Source organism: Brucella sp. JSBI001, from assembly GCF_026014005.1.
Taxonomy (GTDB): Bacteria; Pseudomonadota; Alphaproteobacteria; order Rhizobiales; family Rhizobiaceae; genus Brucella; species Brucella anthropi.
The window spans coordinates 670859-686657 of record NZ_CP110339.1; the positions used below are offsets into that span (position 1 = coordinate 670859).

The following is a 15799-nucleotide window of genomic DNA, read 5'->3' on the forward strand; positions in this document are numbered from 1 at the left end:
GGAGTGAATCAAGGATCGGTAAGATTGTGTCGGATAGCGGCCCTCAACGCGCAGGATAGCCGTTTGGATGCGCCGGAATAGCTTCCAGATAGGCGGCAATGGCATTGCGGTCTGCTTCGGCAAGATGGGCTATGTTCGCAACCACGTCGGTCATCGATCCGCCGAGCGAATCGAAATCCGGGGTAAAGCCGCTTTGCAGGGCATAGGAAATGTCTTTCTCGCTCCAGCTGCCGATACCCGCTTCATCCGGTGTAATGTTCGGCACTATGCCTTTTTTCCCGTCACTGCCGGTTTCGGGCGACAATGCTCCGGCGAGCCACTTGCTTGTGTCTATTCCCCCAATAGCATTGCGTGGTGTGTGACATTCGCCGCAATGGCCAAGGGCTTCAGTCAGATACTGGCCGCGCTTCACCTGGTCGGAAGCATTTGCGATTTCCACCGCAGGCTGGTCGGACAGGTAAAGCTGTTTCCAGAGGCCGAGCCCCCGTCGGATCGTGAAGGGGAAGGAAAGCTTGTGCGGCGCTGCGACATTATCGGAGGGCGGCAATGTTTTCATAAACGCAAAGAGATCGGCCACATCCTGCGGCTGCATTTTGGTATAAGAAGTGTAGGGGAACGATGGATAAAGATGTTCGTCCTGCTTGCCGACCCCCTTCAGCATCGCATTGGCAAAGTCCTGTATGGTCCATGTGCCGATACCTTGCTCTGACGGGGAAATATTGGGCGCGATGAATGTCCCGAAATCTGAAACCAGTTCATGTCCGCCTGCCAGAACCTTGCGTGCATCGCCGGAGGCACCTGGCGCGGCATGGCAGGAGGCACAGCCGCCTGCCCAGAAAACCTGTTCGCCCTTGACGGGATCACCCGGCTTCATCGCGTCCATCACGGTCGCGTCCACCTTCTGCGGCGCGGTCAGAATCCAGAAGGCAGCGGCTCCAAGGACGACCACGGCGCCTGCGGCATATGCCAGTTTTCGGACCATTCCATCTGTTCCCGTGAGGCGGTTCCAGGACGAGCCAGACCGCTCTTTTGACCGTTATTCACCGTGACAGTTCCAAAGTACGGATGCACTGGAATTGCACCGCACTTTTGCCGAAAATGCTTTTTCACACCGAGTGTTTCCGTTCGGTGTGCTCTGTGTCAACAGCGAAGATCAGTTCTTCTTGACGCGATAGGCTTGATGGCAGGAACCACAATTGGCGGCGACCTGCTGGAAGGCTGGCTTCAGCGCATCAAGATCCTGCGGTTTGGCAGCCAGTGCCGTAGCGGCGTCGGCCCGGAATTTTTCGACGTGCTTGACGAAGTCGTCTTTGGTTTCCCAGATTTTCGGCGAAGCTTCAGTATCGCCTTGATCCGAACCGGCTGGGAACAACGCATCCACATCCAGCTTCTTGGCATCGGCATCAATCTTTTCCAGCGCAGCAAGTGCTGTGGTGGCGTCGAATGGCTTCTCCCCCTTGATCATCGGAGCAATTGACCCGACCGAGCGTCCAAGGTCCTTCATGATTGCCTGACGATCTGCGGTGACGTCAGCCTGTGCTGCGCCGGCGATCAATACAGCTGCAGAGCTGATAGTCAGGAAAAACAAACGCATGCGATCCTCCGCATTTAAAAATTGAACAGACTTCGTCCCTTGGTTCAAATATCCGATACAATCCGGAGCATTGCAATCATTGCGTCGGTTAAATCCCCAGTGCAGAAAGTATCATCCTGAATTTATAGGGATTATTACATCGGCTTCACGTTATCGTGAAAAACATGACTTAAATAATATTGTTTTATACTGAGCCGTGTAATTATTTGTGCCGGTATACTCGGTTGGGCAGCCCAAAACAAAAAGGCCCCGGAAACCGGGACCTTTTCGAGCATGTAAAGTTTGATCAGACGAACTGGCCGAGGCCCGGAATTGCGCCGATGACAGCATCAACTGGTTCGTCACCAGCCTTTTCCTTGGCAAAGCGGATGGTTTCCTTGGCAACGCCGGAAATTTCACCCATGCCCAGACCAGCACCCATGAGCTGGGAGCCGAGACCCATCACGCCGCCCATCAGGCCGGACAGGAAGCCGCCGCCCTTGACCTGTGCGATTGCTTCTTCAGCGCCGGGGAATGCTGTCAGAAGCTTCTGGACTTCGGCTGCCGGGCCTTCCTTCTGCAGGAAGGCGAGGATCATGCCGACTGCCTTTTCTGCCGTTGCCGCATCAATGCCAACTTTGGAGGTGATGCGTGCGATCAGTTCTTCCATGGAAACTCTCCCAAAAATCTTACGTTTACGTAATATGCATTCTCACCTTCGCTTTGCAAGCCGCCATGAGCGAAAATATTAGAGTATGTTTCCGAAAAGTGGGAACCGGTTTTCGGATAAAATCATGTTCAAACAAAAACTTGGAGCGAGACGACGACAAAACTTACAAACATCCCGCTCTTGGAGAATATGTCTCGTGATGTGACGGGATAATTACGCTGTTCGAATTTCCTGCAATTCGAGTTCCTCGATCATGACCTGCCGCATGACGAATTTCTGGATTTTGCCGGTCACGGTCATCGGAAACTGATCCACGAAGCGGATATGGGCCGGAACCTTGTAATGCGCGATGCGCTGTCGGCAATATTCAATCAGTTCTTCTTCGGAAAGCTCGCCATCCTTGTGCAGCTTGACCCAGGCGCAGATGATTTCGCCGAACTTGCGGTCGGGAATACCGAATATCTGGACATCGCTGATCGCGGGATGGATGAAGAGGAACTCTTCTATCTCGCGGGGATAGATGTTCTCGCCACCGCGAATGATGAGATCCTTAATGCGCCCGACAATGTTGCAATAGCCTTCCTCGTCTATCGTGGCGAGGTCTCCCGTGTGCATCCAGCCCGCATCGTCGATGGCGCCAGCTGAACTTTCCGCATCGTTCCAGTAGCCGCGCATGACGCTATAGCCGCGCGTCAGCAATTCGCCCTTTTCGCCACGCGATACCACCTTGCCATCTGCATCGACGATCTTCACCTCCAGATGAGGATGGATGCGCCCGACGGTGGAAACGCGCCGCTCCAGAGGGTCAGTCGTCGAGCTCTGGAAACTGACCGGGCTGGTTTCCGTCATGCCATAGGCGATGGTGATTTCGCTCTGGTGCATCTCGCTCACTACCCGCCGCATCACTTCGATGGGGCAGGGCGATCCGGCCATGATGCCGGTGCGCAGGCTGGTGAGGTTGAAACGGCTGAATTCCGGGTGATCCAGCATGGCAATGAACATTGTCGGCACGCCATGGAGGCCGGTGCATTGCTCCTCTTCAACGGTCTGGAGCGTCAGGAGTGGATCGAAACTGTCATTCGGGATCACCATGCAGGAACCATGGGTCACACAGGCAAGATTGCCGAGCACCATGCCGAAGCAATGATAGAATGGCACCGGGATGCAGAGCCGATCCTGTTCGGAAAGTTGCATCGCTTCGCCGACGAAAAACCCGTTATTGAGGATATTGTGGTGGGAGAGCGTCGCACCCTTCGGGCTGCCGGTCGTGCCACTGGTGAACTGGATATTGATGGGATCGTCAAATTGCAGTTCTTCGGAAAGCTGCGCAAGTTCTTGCCCGGTGACTTCGTCGCCGGATTGGGTGACCTCGTCGAAATTCAACATGCCCGGCGTCTGTTCCGCACCGAGCCGGATCACGCATCGCAGATTGGGAAGCCGCTCGGACATCACATGGCCGGGCCGGGCTTCATCAAGTTCAGGCACGATGCTGCGCAGAATATCGATATAGTTGCTGGTTTTCAGTGACGGCGCGAGGATCAGCGCCGCGCATTCGACTTTCCCCAGTACATATTCCAGTTCATGCGCCCGATAGGCCGGGTTGATGTTGACAAGGATCAACCCCGCTTTTGCGCTGGCAAACTGGGTGAGAATCCATTCGAGATTGTTCGGCGACCAGATGCCGAGACGTTCGCCAGGGCGTAGCCCGATGGCGAGGAAGCCTTCGGCAAGCTGGTCGGTCAGTTGTCTGAGTTCGGAATAGGTCAGCCGGATATTCTGGTGCCGGACAATGACGGCAGGACGTTCGGGATATTTTTCCGCGATCTGGTCAAGATGCCGACCGATCGTATTGCCAATGAGAAGCTTGTCGCTCGCACCATGTACATAACTGGCCTGCTGCATTTCCGATCCTCCTAAACCGAAGATGACGCCCGAAGGCGATGCATCAAGTGATGGGAGGATGCCATTCGTGAGGCTTCGTGAAAACCGCAGTTTTTAAGTTGACGTTCAGCGCTTGGTGCAGCGCACCAGAGTGGCGGCACCGGCATTGGTGTATTTGCTCTGCATCGTATAGAGCCATCCCTTGCATTCAGACATGCTGCTGAAGCACCGGACGCGGTCGATCGCAACCAGACCGTCACCGCCAGTGATGAAGGGCGAGTCGTCCACGCCGCTGAACTGACCGACGATGATGCCGCTGCCTCGTCTCGGCACGTTACAGCGCTGGCCTGCATATTCGCTGACATCCTTGCGTACCTGCGCTTCAGCCGACATCGGCAGTGCAACAAAAACGGCAAGCGATGCGGAAGTGAGGCAAACAGCAATGACCTGACGCAACATCGGTCTCTCCTTAAGAAGAATAGATGTAAAACAATATTATAAGTGAAATAGCGCGGTCTTCCAGAGCATGTCTCCCGAAAGTGGGAATTCGTTTCGGGATAAAGACATGTGTAAAATGAAGGAAGCATCGCACCCTTAAAACCTGGATGCGATGCTTGTTGTAAAGGATCAGAGTACACTGCCCGCCTTGCCTGCCACCTTGAGTGCGAAGGCATAGGTATAGGCGACTTCTTCCAGTCGCGAGAAGCGACCCGACGCGCCGGCATGGCCCGCATCCATATTGATACGGAACAGAACCGGATGGCTATCGGTCTTCAGTTCACGCAGTCTGGCGACCCATTTGGCAGGCTCCCAGTAAGTGACACGCGGATCGGTAAGACCTGCCACGGCCAGAATGGCCGGATAAGCCTGGCGGCTGACGTTGTCGTAGGGCGAATAACCGGCAATCGTCCGGTAATCCGCTTCCGATGTGATCGGATTTCCCCATTCGGGCCATTCCGGCGGAGTCAGCGGCAAGGTGTCGTCCAGCATCGTGTTCAGCACGTCTACGAACGGGACTTCGGCGATGATGCCGCCGAATGCTTCGGGCGCCATATTGGCAATCGCGCCCATCAGCATACCGCCTGCGGAACCGCCTTGGGCAACGATGCGGTCATGACTGGTGAAGCCTTCGGCGACGAGGTGGTTTGCAGCAGCGATGAAGTCGGTGAACGTGTTCACCTTCTTGTCTCGCTTGCCGTTTTCGTACCAGGCAAAACCCTTGTCCTTGCCGCCGCGGATATGGGCGATGGCATAGACGAAGCCGCGATCCACGAGCGACAGCCGTGACGTGCTGAAGCTTGCGGGAATGGTGATGCCATAGGAACCATAGCCATAGAGCAGGCAGGGTGCCGAGCCGTCGAGCCTCGTATCCTTGTGGTATAGCAGGGACACCGGCACCAGTTCGCCGTCCGACGCCGTGGCAAAGACCCGACGCGTAACATAGTCCTGGGCGTTGTGGCCGGAAGGAACTTCCTGCGTCTTCAAGAGCTTCCGCTCCCGTGTCCGCATATTGTAGTCGAAGAGCTGTTCCGGCGTTGTCATGGACGAATAGGAGAAGCGGATCACATCCGTATCATATTCGGCGCTGCCATGAAGGCCGAGCGAATAGGCCTCCTCATCGAATGCGATGGCATGTTCCTCGCCGGTTTCGCGATCGCGGATCACGATGCGCGGCAGGCCGTTATCGCGTTCCATCCAAACTAGATGATGCTTGTAGGCGGAGTGCGACAGGATCAGCCGTCCCGGTTTTTCCGCCACAACCTCTACCCAGTTTTCCGGCTGCGGCGAGGCGGCAGGCGCCTGACAAATCTTGAAATCCTTGGCGCCGCCTGCATTGGTCAGGATGTAGAAGACATCACCGCCCGGCGCGATGTCATATTCCGTGCCGGTCTTGCGCTCCATGACGAGCTGCGGCTTTGCCGCCGGATCGTTGGCGGGAAGGAGCCAGCATTCCGATGTTTCATGGTCGTGAATGTCGATAAAGATATAGTCGTCCAGCGCCGAGCCGCCGACGCCGAGGAAAAAGCCTGGATCTTTCTCTTCATAGATCAACGGATCATCCGATTGGTCCGTGCCGACCTTGTGATAGAATACTTTGGATGGACGGTGGTTCTCGTCGAGACGCGTATAGAAGAAGCCCTTGCTCTCCGCATCCCACGCGCCGCCGCCATTCGTATCGGTGACGATGTCTTCAAGGTCTTTCATAGAAGACAGATCACGGACTTTCAGCTTGTAGAATTCCGACCCCTTGTCGTCATATCCCCAGATCAAAAGCTTGTGATCCGGTGCATGATCGGCCGATGCAAGGCGGAAATAGGCCTTGTCCTTGCCTTCGACATCGCCGTCGAGAAGGATGGTTTCCGCGCCACCATCGCGCGGTGTGCGAATGAAATAGGGCTGCTCGCCACCGGTACGATAAGACACGCCATAGGCGAAAGGGCCATCCTTGGAAGGAACGGAGGAGTCGTCTTCCTTGATGCGCCCGCGCATTTCGGCAAACAGGCCTTTCTGCAGCGCTTCCGTGTCCTTCATCAACGCTGCCTGATAGGCATTCTCTGCTTCCAGATGCGTGCGGATTTCGGGGGCCAGCACCGATGGATCCCTGAATACTTCCTGCCAGTTATCTGCGCGCAACCAAGCATAATCGTCGGTGCGTGTGATCCCGTGACGAGTGTCATTGACCAGATGCTTGGCTGCATGCGGTGGTTGAAGTTGGGAGGAGCTTTGAGACATCCACAATTCCGATGAAAACTGTTTCAATTTGCTGCAAGGCCGGTAAGCCGTGCCTTCTGGCGGGTGATAGTGATATTTATATAGTTGGCCGAAGTGGCGAAAGCGAGTTGATTTCGTTGAAATATATTTGAGCAATGCCTTTTTGAGGCCCGATTCTGTCGCCAAAAGCTACCTAGCGGAAACATGTTAGTCTTGGACTTCGTACAAGAAAACTTGAGGGAGAAAACTATTGCTAACGCAGTTCGAGCAAATTAAAGGAAGCACGGCTGTGAACTGCAGCTTCATCCATATCCTTCAATAAACGGCAGGGGCGGCAACGCGAACACATCGCGATTCAAAGTTTCCCCATCTTAGTAAGGTTGAGTTCGAGTTTTTCTATTTGATGATTCAAGAAGAAAGACTTGTTGTTAATGTAATGTGGTTTGACAATTCTATTGCAAATGACATTATCAACTGGTATTCGCAGCCGGGAACGGATGGGGCAGGGCTTAGGAATACGTAACGACGATGGCAGGCGGGGATCTCCAGTCGTCGATTACGCAACAATAAGAAGTAAAAAGGAAATACAATGGAAAATCTGGACACGCACGACGAAAGCGCGGAACTGCTTCTGAGCCTTACTGCAGACGTTGTCGCCGCATATGTCGGCAATAATTCGATTCGCGCTGGTGAACTGCCGCTGCTGATCGCTGAAGTACACGCTGCTTTCAAGCGTCACGTCGAACGCGAAGAAGCGCCTGTCGTTGTCGAGAAGCCGAAGCCTGCCGTCAATCCGAAGAAGTCGGTTCACGACGACTACATCATCTGCCTCGAAGACGGCAAGAAGTTCAAGTCGCTGAAGCGTCACCTGATGACCCATTACAACATGACGCCGGAACAGTACCGCGAAAAGTGGGATCTCGACCCGAACTATCCGATGGTCGCTCCGAACTACGCTGCTGCTCGCTCGCGCCTGGCTAAGAAGATGGGCCTGGGCCGCAAGCCTAAGGACGCTTAATCGCTCCGACTGTCGAGCGGACCGCGCTTTGCAGTGTCTGTTCTGAGAGCTTTATAGAAATGGCCAGTATCGTTGAGCTTACGCTCCTAGATGCTGGCCATTTTGTTTTGGATTTGAGCACGTCCGGAAGCGCATGGTCTTTTCAACCAATCCGGTCGAATGCTTGTTTTAGTGCAATGTGCCTGTTCAGGTCATAACTCCAGTGACCGCACATTCCTTTCAGGCGCTCCCTTTCCATGAGACGCGTCAAACGCCGTTTGGTCCGTTCCTTCTCTTCCAGCGGGGCCTTGAGAACTTCATCGAGATCGATGCCGGCGATGATCTGCAAGGCAATGCGTTGCATTGCGGTCCGTTGATTCTGTTTTTGCCGGGCGAAAAATAGTGTGCGGGCTTGCTTCATATCCGCGTCCATGGCGATCATTCCTCATTTCTTGATGCGAATGAGCATGAGCCACGCAAAATGTCGTTGGATAATATTCCTAGATTCTTTCTGATTTTTCTGTAAAATGGCCATCAAACGCGATGGATTCAAACGCGTTAATGCCCGTGTTGGCAAGGCTTTAGCCTATGTTTGGGCTGTCGAAACTAACCGCAGACAGCAATTCCTTCTACGAAACTTATCCACACTTGCAATTTTCTAGGTATAAGAAGATATTCCTATTCTGGCGAGGAAAGATGAATGTCTTTGGAACTATCGGATGTCATTCATACACGGGCGGAAGCTTTCGAAGCATTGAAGTTGCTTGCGGTGCGGCATGGGCGAAGCCTTAACCTTGGAAGGGTGGAGGGTGTCGCCGACCGGTCACGGGAGCGGCAGAACATAGCGCTATGCGATGCCCTTATTGATTTGCTGGTGACTGTGTTCGGTGTTTCCGGCGCTGAATTGCGGTCACCGCTGCGGTGCAGGCGAGAGGTGGCGCGTTTGCGGCAGATCGGCATGTATGTCGCGCACACGGCTTTCGGGCTGGCCATGCGTGAAGTGGCTGCCGGATTTGCGCGAGACCGGACAACCGTAATGCATGCCTGCCATCTGGTGGAGGACATGCGCGACGATACGGAGTTCGATGCGATTGTCTCGACATTCGAACGCATTGCGCAAAGTGCTTTCACGGCCTGGAGGTTTGCGGCATGACCACCCAATTGTTAGCGTCCGAAGCGAGAATTATGCGCTTTCTGAAAAATGGCGGCTGCGAGGTTCAGGATTCCATTCGCGCTTCGCATGTCTTGCTTGCAACGGATCAGGTGACCATCGCTGCTTCCCGCGCCGAACTGGAGGCCATGCAGAAAAAGGGATTGCTGTATTGGAATGAGGAACGGCTTGTTTCATCGCAGCCCACTATCAACCGCGCAAAGGAAGGCGGCAAGCCGTTGCGCAACCCGGCAAGAACCTTGCAGACGATTTACTATGAGCAGGGCGAAAAGATTGAGATCAATCCAGAGGAATCGCCTCTTGCGATGCTCTACAGGCGCAAGAATGCGAATGGTTCTTCCTTTATCTCGGAGAGCGAGTTCCTTGCCGGTGAAAGGCTGCGGGCCGACTTCACACGCGGATCGCTGATGCCGTCCGTCACCATGCGCTGGGACACCAGTGTTGGCGGCGGGCGCAGCGGGCCGGGCGGCATGGCAGAGCTGACCGATATCGCGCTGGCCAGCCGCATCCGCGTCGAGCGGGCGCTGGAAGCAGTCGGGCCGGAACTGAACGGCGTTCTGGTTGATGTCTGCTGCTTCCTGAAAGGGCTTGAAACCGTGGAACGTGAGCGGCAATGGCCCGTTCGTTCTGCCAAGATGCTGCTCAAGTTCGGTCTGGCCGCGCTGCACCGGCACTACAATCCTCAACTCGAAAAGGAGCGGGGCAGAGGCGCTGTCCTGCATTGGGGAACAGACGACTACCGGCCGCAAATGCGTCCGCAGAATATGTGAGGTGGCGCACTCATTGACACCTTTCCGGAGCGGGGCTATCGCCTCTTTCTCAAAGGGACTTTGTGTCCGTTGGGGAAGTGGGGAGAAATCACATGAATTCGGTACGGGATCGGCTGGAAAGCATCCTGTCGCGTCTGGAAGCGCGGACAGCAAGCGAACACGTTTTCAGCAAGGTCTATGCACAGCAGGCGCGCGCTGAGGCTGATGCCGCCGATGCGCGTCTTCGTGATGGGCGCGCCCTTGGGCCGCTCGACGGGCGCATTGTTTCGATCAAGGATCTCTTCGATGTTGCCGGAGAGCCGACGCTTGCCGGTTCGGTTATTCGCCGCGATGCTGCCCCGGCGACACAGGATGCCAAGATTGTCAGCCGTCTGCGTGATGCGGGTGCGGTCATTGTCGGCAAGACCCAGATGACGGAGTTCGCCTTCACGCCGGTCGGCCTCAATCCGCATTACGGCGAGCCGGGCAATGCGATTGATCCGACGCGCGTTCCGGGCGGATCGTCGTCGGGTGCGGCAGTTTCGGCAGCTGAAGGAACAAGCGAGATCGCCATCGGTTCGGATACCGGGGGATCGGTGCGCATTCCGGCAGCGCTGAACGGCATTGTCGGCTTCAAGCCGACCGCCCGGCGCATTCCGCTCGACGGTGCGTTTCCGCTGGCGCCGTCGCTCGATTCCGTTGGTCCGCTGACCAGGACAGTAGCCGACGCCATTATAAGCGATGCGATTATGGCAGGCGAAACGCCGGTGTTGCCGAACGCCTTGCCGCTGAAGGGTCTGCGCATTGCACTGCCGAAAGGCTATCTTCTGGCCGATATGGAGCCGGACGTCGCAAAGCAATTCGAAGCAACGGTTGCGCTTCTTGAAAAGGCAGGAGCGATCATCGCCGATCTGGAAGTCGACGATCTGATCCAGCGCCTGCGTGAGGCAACCCGCGTTGGCTCCATCGCCGGGATCGAGGCAAGTCATATCCACGCATCGACCTGGCTTGGCGATCTTGACGCCAATGTCGATATTCGTGTGAAGCACCCGCTGTCCGTCCGCGTCAAGGTTCCGATGGAAACCTATCGCGGGATCATGGAAACACGCGCAACGCTTGTTCGGCAAATGGACGAGCGCCTGAGCGGCTTCGATATGTTCGTAACGCCCGCTACGCCGATTGTTGCGCCGACGATTGCTTCGGTCAGCAATGACGAGGCTGAATATGACCGTGTGGAAGGGCTGCTGCTGCGTGATACGCAGGTCGGAAACCAGTTCGACCTGTGCAGCATCACCGTGCCCATGCCGGGCATGACACTGCCGACCGGCTTCATGCTCAGCGCGCGCGGCGGCACGGATAAAAGGCTGCTTGCCGCAGCCTTGTCGGTTGAGAAACTCTTAGAGCCTGAATCAAAAAGCGGCATGTGAGTGCGAAAATGGTGATTTTCGAGTACCGGAGCGCAATGTACTTTTGGTACATGAGCACCGGAACGCAGGTAAATTGCCATTTGCAGCCGCACAGAGCGACTTTTGGAACGGGTTCTTAGGCTGTTTCTTTCGCCAGCTCTGCTTCACGACGGATGCGTGCCACCATGGCGCGCAGGCCGTTGGAGCGCTGCGGCGTCAGATGTTCATCGAGGCCGAGCTTTTTCAGAATGGCTTCCGGGTCCACGGCGAGAATTTCTGAAGCCTTGTGGCCGGAATAAAGCGCCAGCACGATGGCCACCAGACCGCGCACGATATGCGCATCGGAATCGCCGAGAAACTCGATGACCGGATCGTTGCCGTCTTGCGGAAGCGTCTTCAGCCAGACCTGGCTGACGCAGCCCTGAACCTTGTGTGCAGCGTCGCGCGCATCGTCAGGATAGGGCGGCAATTCCTTGCCGAGGTCGATGACATAGCGATAGCGGTCTTCCCAATCGTCGAGAAATTCGAAATCGGACATGATGCTATCGATGGTCGTGGTCATAATACTCGCCTGAAAGAAGTTTCTTGCCGCTTATATAGTCATGAAACGCTGCAAGGTCACGGAAAACTCGAGCGCACCCAGCTGCGTGTCTAAAAAAGCTTTAGCGTTGAATTGAACCAGTCGGGCGACGGTCCAGTGCGCGCAGGGCTTCGTCCCGCGAGGTCGGGATGGGAATGCCGATTGCGGCCTGCACAGGGGTGGCGGCTGCCGGTTCCACTTTTGCAGGCGGTTGCGGCTTGGTGCCGAAACGATCACTCAGATATTCGAGGGCCACGCGGCTTCCTTCCAGAAGGCCGCTCCCGGCGCCGGAAACAAGCGAGGTACCGTTCTGGCAGAAGGATGGGTTGTCGATGCACAGCTTGCCCAGTTCCACGGCGGTTTTGCCATTAGCGAGAAGCTGATCGATTGAATCCGGCTCCCGCTTCGTCTCGGCAATGGCTGGCTTCTCCTGCGGCTTGTTTTGCTCATCCGCAGGGAAGAAGCGCGGCATCACGATGAATGCCAACGACAACCAGAAAACGGATTTGATGAGAAAACGGATCATTGCCATCTTGCGGTTGCGTGCCTTCGGTTTGCGTCAATGTCGGATGAATTGGAAAAGATTCCGTAACTGTTCGGTTTATTGGAGCGCATCGCGAAAAGTGTGAAACGGTTTTCGGACAAGATGTGCGTCATGGTAAAGCTTTTGAACGTCAAAATTGTGCCGCGGCTATGGTTTCGCCACCTGATCGCTACTCTCTGTTTACCATAGGCAGAAAAGCAGACCCGGCGCGTCACTTATCCGCTTTGGGCGGTTTCGTTTTATCGTTTCTTTAAAGCCTCGGCTGCAATCTGTTGCTGGCTGGGAGAGCGTCGTCACGGCGAACGGTTTTCCGGTTTTGACAATGCAAGAGTATCGAGTGAGTACGGCACGTTGAACGCCATTCTTTTGAAAACAGCCGAGACCGTCCGCATGAATGTGCAGGCGATCAGCCGTTTTTACGAACGTTTCTGCCGCCATTGGGTATCCAGTCCCGATGCGGCCTCCATACGTGTTATCGGTTCGGTCATCACCGCGCCGGTCCTGCTTTGTGCGGCCGTGCTCGCTTCGGGTGTGACACCGGGCTTTACGGAATTTGCGATTCTTGCAGCAAGCTTTGCAGGCGTCGCCATGATCCTTTGCGCGCTGTCGCTGATGGGCGTCGCCGCACCTGTTCTGGCTGGCCTGAACTTCGCTGCCTATGGCGTGGGTCTTGCTGCCATTGGCGCTTTTTCTCATGGCAATGCGGTTTTGTGGTTGATGGCGGCTGGTCTGCCGCTTGAAGTCTGGTTTGCGACCCGCAAGCCTGCCGCCGCAGTAGCAGGCGCTGCATTCGCGGCCATGATTCTCGGCTATTTTGCGACGGCAAGCGGTGGCGCCATTTCCGGCGGCAGCTATGTGTCCGTCGCTGTTCTGGTACTTTATGCAGCAAGTCTTGTTGCACGTGGTTACGCGAGCGCCGCCAAGCCCGCGCAGATCAAGGTCACCGCGCCGCAAGTCGCAGTTGCTGCGGGTGACCTGCAGTTCAGCCTCGATTCGGATGGCGTGGTTGCCTCGGTCGATATGAATTCGGCAAAGCTTCTGGGCGTACAGTCCAAAATGCTGGAAGGCACGGCGCTCATCGACCGTGTTCATGTCGCCGACCGTGTAGAATATCTTTCGCTTCTGGCCGATCTTCGCGCCGGTTCCGCTTCCAGCAAGATCGATGTGCGCCTGCGTTTCATCGAAAATGGCGATACGGTCTTCCGCACTTATCGTCTCGAAGGTGCCGCAAGCGCTCGCGCTATCACGCTCGTTGGCCGCTCGCTCGAAGGCGAGCAGAAGCTTCTGGACGAGATTGCAACACTGAAAGCAGAGCTTGAATCGGAGCGCATCGGCAAGGGCCGCCTGCTTGCAGCCGTCAGCCATGAGCTGCGCACGCCGCTCAATTCGATCATCGGCTTTTCCGACATGCTATCGCATGAAATGGGCGGCAAGCTGGCCAATGAGAAGCAGCGCGAATATGCGGGCCTCATTCACCAGTCCGGCCATTACCTGCTGGAGCTCGTGAATGCTGTTCTCGACAATTCGCGTCTGGAAACCGGCAATTACAGCATCGACCCGCAGAACTTCGCTTTCCGTGACGCGGCTGAAATGTGCACTTCTGTCATGCTGCCGCAGGCTGAAAAGAAAGGCGTTGCCTTCTGCCACCGCGTCGGCGCAGGCATTGGTGAGCTGGTAGCGGATCGCCGCGCCATTCAGCAGATTCTGCTCAATCTGGCCGGTAATGCGGTGAAGTTCACACAAAGCGGCGGCTGCGTCACCATCGATGCAAGCCGCGTGATGGCGAGCGGACGCGCGATGCTGGAAATCAGCGTGTCGGATACGGGCATCGGCATCGAGCCGGAAGATATGCAGCGCATCGGCACGCCATTCGTGCGCGCCGACAATAACTATACGCGCGCGCAGGAGGGAAGTGGCCTCGGACTTTCTGTGGTCAAGGGGCTGGTGGAACTGCATCAGGGAAGCATGCAACTCAAGAGTTGCCCCGGCGAAGGCACGATCGTCACGATCCGCCTTCCGGTGGCAGGCCCGCAGGTTGTCATGGGAGAAGACGAATATCAGGAACTTGGCACGGTGATCGACATGCACCGTCACCAGGGGGAAAGGCGTAATGACTGGCAGAACGACGAAGACAACAGCCAAATCCGGGAGCAGAAAGATGCGCAAACCCGCAAAACGGCGTAGTCTCGGCTTGCGGCTCGTCCACTACTTCTTCACATCGGCTTCGGCACTTGCAATTGCTGCCGGAGATTTCATCGTGCGCAACCCCGTCCTGACTGGCGGGGCAACTGCGTTTCTGGTGGTGATGAGTTTCGTCTCGGCTAATGCGCTCTGGTATCAGCCGGAGGCGCACAAGGCGGTATTCTTCAGCACAAGACCGGACTTTGTGTTCAAGCCGACTCCACGTGCAGTCCTGCCTGGCACGGCGGCGGCAAGTGACAATGCCCCGAAGTCCACCGAGACCGCCTCTGCCGAACCTGCAAACAATGAGACTGCCCAGCCGCTGGAAGCCGCGAGCCTGTCGGCGGACCGGCTGAACATGAGCGCATCGGTTGATGACATGCTGCCGGCACTTGCGCCCAATGCCGATCTCGAAATCGCACGGCTGCAGCAACGTCTCTCGACGCTTGGAATTTACAAGGGACCGGTGGATGGTTTCACCGGGCCGCAGACCCGCGAAGCGGTGGAACGCTGGCGCGCTTTGCAGCAGAAGCTCGGCGTGCAGGAAGCAAATATTCCGGCGCAGTTGCAGGCCGATGCCCAAAACAGTGCCCCGGCTCAGGACGATGTTGCCAAAGTCATCGAGGTAGCAGTTCCGACGCCGCGCCCGCAGCCCGCCGTTTTGAAGACGGAAACAGTTTCAAAACCGAAACCCGCTCTCGCTTCCTATGAAAAGCCCGCGCCGAAAAAGCAGGTGGCGGCAACGCCCACCGTGCAATCGGTGAAAGTGAGTTCGCAGGATATCATCCGCGTACAGGCCGGGTTGAAAGCATTCGGCAATGACACCGTGCCGGTGAACGGACAGCCGGGCAAGACGACACAAGAAGCGGTGCGCGAATTCCAGAAACTGTTCAGTATGCCGGTAACCGGCGAAATCGATGCGACGCTCATCACCAAGATGCGCGAGATCGGCCTGATAAGCTGATGGGTTTCCGATGCGCCTGACATCCGACTTCTGGGTTTCGGCTTTGATCCGCAATGTTCAGGGCGAGGGCGGCTTTGCCTATCTTGCCCGTCGCGGATCGCCGGAGGCGGGCGCAATCTTCATCAAGGTAAGCTCACGCTTCGGCACCTGCGATCTATATTCGCCTGCGCCGCAAACTTCTTATGAAGAGGATAATGACGGCGAGCGCATGTTCCTGCGCATTCTGCACGATGCCGATGACATGGCGGCAAGTGACCGTATGGCGCGGGAAACCCGCTTCGACCCCGACCTGTGGCTGGTCGAACTGGAAGATATAGCCGATGCGTCGGCACTGTTCTCGATTTCGCAGGACGGAGAAGCTTTCTAAAACT

The 15799-nt window shown here is 56.2% G+C and carries 16 protein-coding genes and 1 pseudogene; 7 read left to right on the forward strand and 10 right to left on the reverse strand.

The genetic code is table 11. From position 1 onward, the window contains the following. Positions 1-43 precede the first annotated feature (43 nt). The 6 genes from LJ361_RS03150 to LJ361_RS03175 all read right to left on the reverse strand — a co-directional run bounded on the left by LJ361_RS03150 (position 44) and on the right by LJ361_RS03175 (position 6857). Positions 44-982: a c-type cytochrome gene (locus LJ361_RS03150; protein WP_264812678.1), complete on the reverse strand. Its 939-nt coding sequence runs from the start codon at positions 980-982 to the stop codon at positions 44-46. Between the two features lie 171 nt (positions 983-1153). Then, on the reverse strand, positions 1154-1594 hold the full coding sequence (locus LJ361_RS03155; RefSeq protein WP_264812679.1) for a c-type cytochrome: 441 nt from the start codon (positions 1592-1594) through the stop codon (positions 1154-1156). Between the two features lie 286 nt (positions 1595-1880). Then, the gene (locus LJ361_RS03160) at positions 1881-2243 is read right to left on the reverse strand and encodes a DUF2267 domain-containing protein (protein ID WP_264812680.1); all 363 of its coding nucleotides are present in this window, start codon (positions 2241-2243) and stop codon (positions 1881-1883) included. A 213-nt stretch (positions 2244-2456) separates the two neighbouring features. Next, entirely contained in the window at positions 2457-4145 is a 1689-nt protein-coding gene (locus LJ361_RS03165; RefSeq protein WP_264812681.1) for an AMP-binding protein, read from the reverse strand. A 105-nt stretch (positions 4146-4250) separates the two neighbouring features. Beyond that, entirely contained in the window at positions 4251-4583 is a 333-nt protein-coding gene (locus LJ361_RS03170; RefSeq protein WP_264812682.1) for a hypothetical protein, read from the reverse strand. 168 nt (positions 4584-4751) lie between these two features. Further along, positions 4752-6857 (reverse strand): S9 family peptidase, encoded by a 2106-nt coding sequence (locus LJ361_RS03175; protein ID WP_264812683.1) that lies wholly within the window; start codon positions 6855-6857, stop codon positions 4752-4754. A gap of 568 nt (positions 6858-7425) precedes the next feature. Between LJ361_RS03175 and LJ361_RS03180 the strand changes: the two genes are divergently transcribed. Beyond that, positions 7426-7854, forward strand: coding sequence for a MucR family transcriptional regulator (locus LJ361_RS03180; RefSeq protein WP_010661576.1), 429 nt, complete (start codon positions 7426-7428; stop codon positions 7852-7854). A 142-nt stretch (positions 7855-7996) separates the two neighbouring features. Here LJ361_RS03180 and LJ361_RS03185 read toward each other — a convergent pair whose 3' ends face one another. Further along, complete coding sequence (locus LJ361_RS03185) at positions 7997-8266, reverse strand: cytoplasmic protein (protein ID WP_213506044.1); 270 nt, start codon at positions 8264-8266, stop codon at positions 7997-7999. A gap of 273 nt (positions 8267-8539) precedes the next feature. On the opposite strand from LJ361_RS03185, the gene LJ361_RS03190 reads away from it, so the two are divergent. The 3 genes from LJ361_RS03190 (at position 8540) to LJ361_RS03200 (ending at position 11180) form a co-directional block, all read left to right on the forward strand. Beyond that, positions 8540-8986 carry a helix-turn-helix domain-containing protein gene (locus LJ361_RS03190; protein ID WP_213506046.1) on the forward strand — a complete coding sequence of 149 codons (447 nt, stop codon included), beginning with the start codon at positions 8540-8542 and terminating at the stop codon, positions 8984-8986. Next, positions 8983-9774 carry a DUF6456 domain-containing protein gene (locus tag LJ361_RS03195; RefSeq protein ID WP_213506035.1) on the forward strand — a complete coding sequence of 264 codons (792 nt, stop codon included), beginning with the start codon at positions 8983-8985 and terminating at the stop codon, positions 9772-9774. Before LJ361_RS03190 ends, LJ361_RS03195 begins: the two co-directional genes overlap by 4 nt. Before the next feature lie 92 nt (positions 9775-9866). After that, positions 9867-11180, forward strand: coding sequence for an amidase (locus tag LJ361_RS03200; protein ID WP_264812686.1), 1314 nt, complete (start codon positions 9867-9869; stop codon positions 11178-11180). Here LJ361_RS03200 and LJ361_RS23555 read toward each other — a convergent pair. The 3 genes and pseudogenes from LJ361_RS23555 to LJ361_RS03210 all read right to left on the reverse strand — a co-directional run. Then, positions 11116-11260 (reverse strand): annotated as a pseudogene (locus LJ361_RS23555) (flagellar basal body P-ring protein FlgI); the annotation flags it as partial. The gene LJ361_RS03200 and the pseudogene LJ361_RS23555 sit on opposite strands and share 65 nt — an antisense overlap. A 35-nt stretch (positions 11261-11295) precedes the next feature. After that, a complete protein-coding gene (locus LJ361_RS03205) occupies positions 11296-11721 on the reverse strand; it encodes a SufE family protein (protein WP_264812689.1) in 426 nt (141 codons plus the stop codon). A gap of 100 nt (positions 11722-11821) precedes the next feature. Further along, complete coding sequence (locus tag LJ361_RS03210) at positions 11822-12265, reverse strand: hypothetical protein (protein WP_029925325.1); 444 nt, start codon at positions 12263-12265, stop codon at positions 11822-11824. Positions 12266-12634: 369 nt separating this feature from the next. On the opposite strand from LJ361_RS03210, the gene LJ361_RS03215 reads away from it, so the two are divergent. Genes LJ361_RS03215 through LJ361_RS03225 form a run of 3 tightly spaced genes read left to right on the forward strand, consistent with a single transcriptional unit; the run spans position 12635 to position 15795 of the window. After that, entirely contained in the window at positions 12635-14467 is a 1833-nt protein-coding gene (locus LJ361_RS03215) for a sensor histidine kinase (RefSeq protein ID WP_264812691.1), read from the forward strand. Then, positions 14442-15428, forward strand: coding sequence for a peptidoglycan-binding protein (locus LJ361_RS03220; protein WP_264812692.1), 987 nt, complete (start codon positions 14442-14444; stop codon positions 15426-15428). The genes LJ361_RS03215 and LJ361_RS03220 overlap by 26 nt, the downstream gene beginning before the upstream one ends. 10 nt (positions 15429-15438) lie before the next feature. Beyond that, complete coding sequence (locus LJ361_RS03225; protein ID WP_029925319.1) at positions 15439-15795, forward strand: DUF1491 family protein; 357 nt, start codon at positions 15439-15441, stop codon at positions 15793-15795. Positions 15796-15799: the final 4 nt, after the last annotated feature.

What these genes read in the sequence shown, in the direction of transcription:
- LJ361_RS03150 (WP_264812678.1), bottom strand. Translation starts at nt 982, where the DNA reads ATGGTCCGAAAACTGGCATATGCCGCAGGCGCCGTGGTCGTCCTTGGA.
- LJ361_RS03155 (WP_264812679.1), bottom strand. Translation starts at nt 1,594, where the DNA reads ATGCGTTTGTTTTTCCTGACTATCAGCTCTGCAGCTGTATTGATCGCC.
- LJ361_RS03160 (WP_264812680.1), bottom strand. Translation starts at nt 2,243, where the DNA reads ATGGAAGAACTGATCGCACGCATCACCTCCAAAGTTGGCATTGATGCG.
- LJ361_RS03165 (WP_264812681.1), bottom strand. Translation starts at nt 4,145, where the DNA reads ATGCAGCAGGCCAGTTATGTACATGGTGCGAGCGACAAGCTTCTCATT.
- LJ361_RS03170 (WP_264812682.1), bottom strand. Translation starts at nt 4,583, where the DNA reads ATGTTGCGTCAGGTCATTGCTGTTTGCCTCACTTCCGCATCGCTTGCC.
- LJ361_RS03175 (WP_264812683.1), bottom strand. Translation starts at nt 6,857, where the DNA reads ATGTCTCAAAGCTCCTCCCAACTTCAACCACCGCATGCAGCCAAGCAT.
- LJ361_RS03180 (WP_010661576.1), top strand. Translation starts at nt 7,426, where the DNA reads ATGGAAAATCTGGACACGCACGACGAAAGCGCGGAACTGCTTCTGAGC.
- LJ361_RS03185 (WP_213506044.1), bottom strand. Translation starts at nt 8,266, where the DNA reads ATGGACGCGGATATGAAGCAAGCCCGCACACTATTTTTCGCCCGGCAA.
- LJ361_RS03195 (WP_213506035.1), top strand. Translation starts at nt 8,983, where the DNA reads ATGACCACCCAATTGTTAGCGTCCGAAGCGAGAATTATGCGCTTTCTG.
- LJ361_RS03200 (WP_264812686.1), top strand. Translation starts at nt 9,867, where the DNA reads ATGAATTCGGTACGGGATCGGCTGGAAAGCATCCTGTCGCGTCTGGAA.
- LJ361_RS03205 (WP_264812689.1), bottom strand. Translation starts at nt 11,721, where the DNA reads ATGACCACGACCATCGATAGCATCATGTCCGATTTCGAATTTCTCGAC.
- LJ361_RS03210 (WP_029925325.1), bottom strand. Translation starts at nt 12,265, where the DNA reads ATGATCCGTTTTCTCATCAAATCCGTTTTCTGGTTGTCGTTGGCATTC.
- LJ361_RS03220 (WP_264812692.1), top strand. Translation starts at nt 14,442, where the DNA reads ATGCGCAAACCCGCAAAACGGCGTAGTCTCGGCTTGCGGCTCGTCCAC.
- LJ361_RS03225 (WP_029925319.1), top strand. Translation starts at nt 15,439, where the DNA reads ATGCGCCTGACATCCGACTTCTGGGTTTCGGCTTTGATCCGCAATGTT.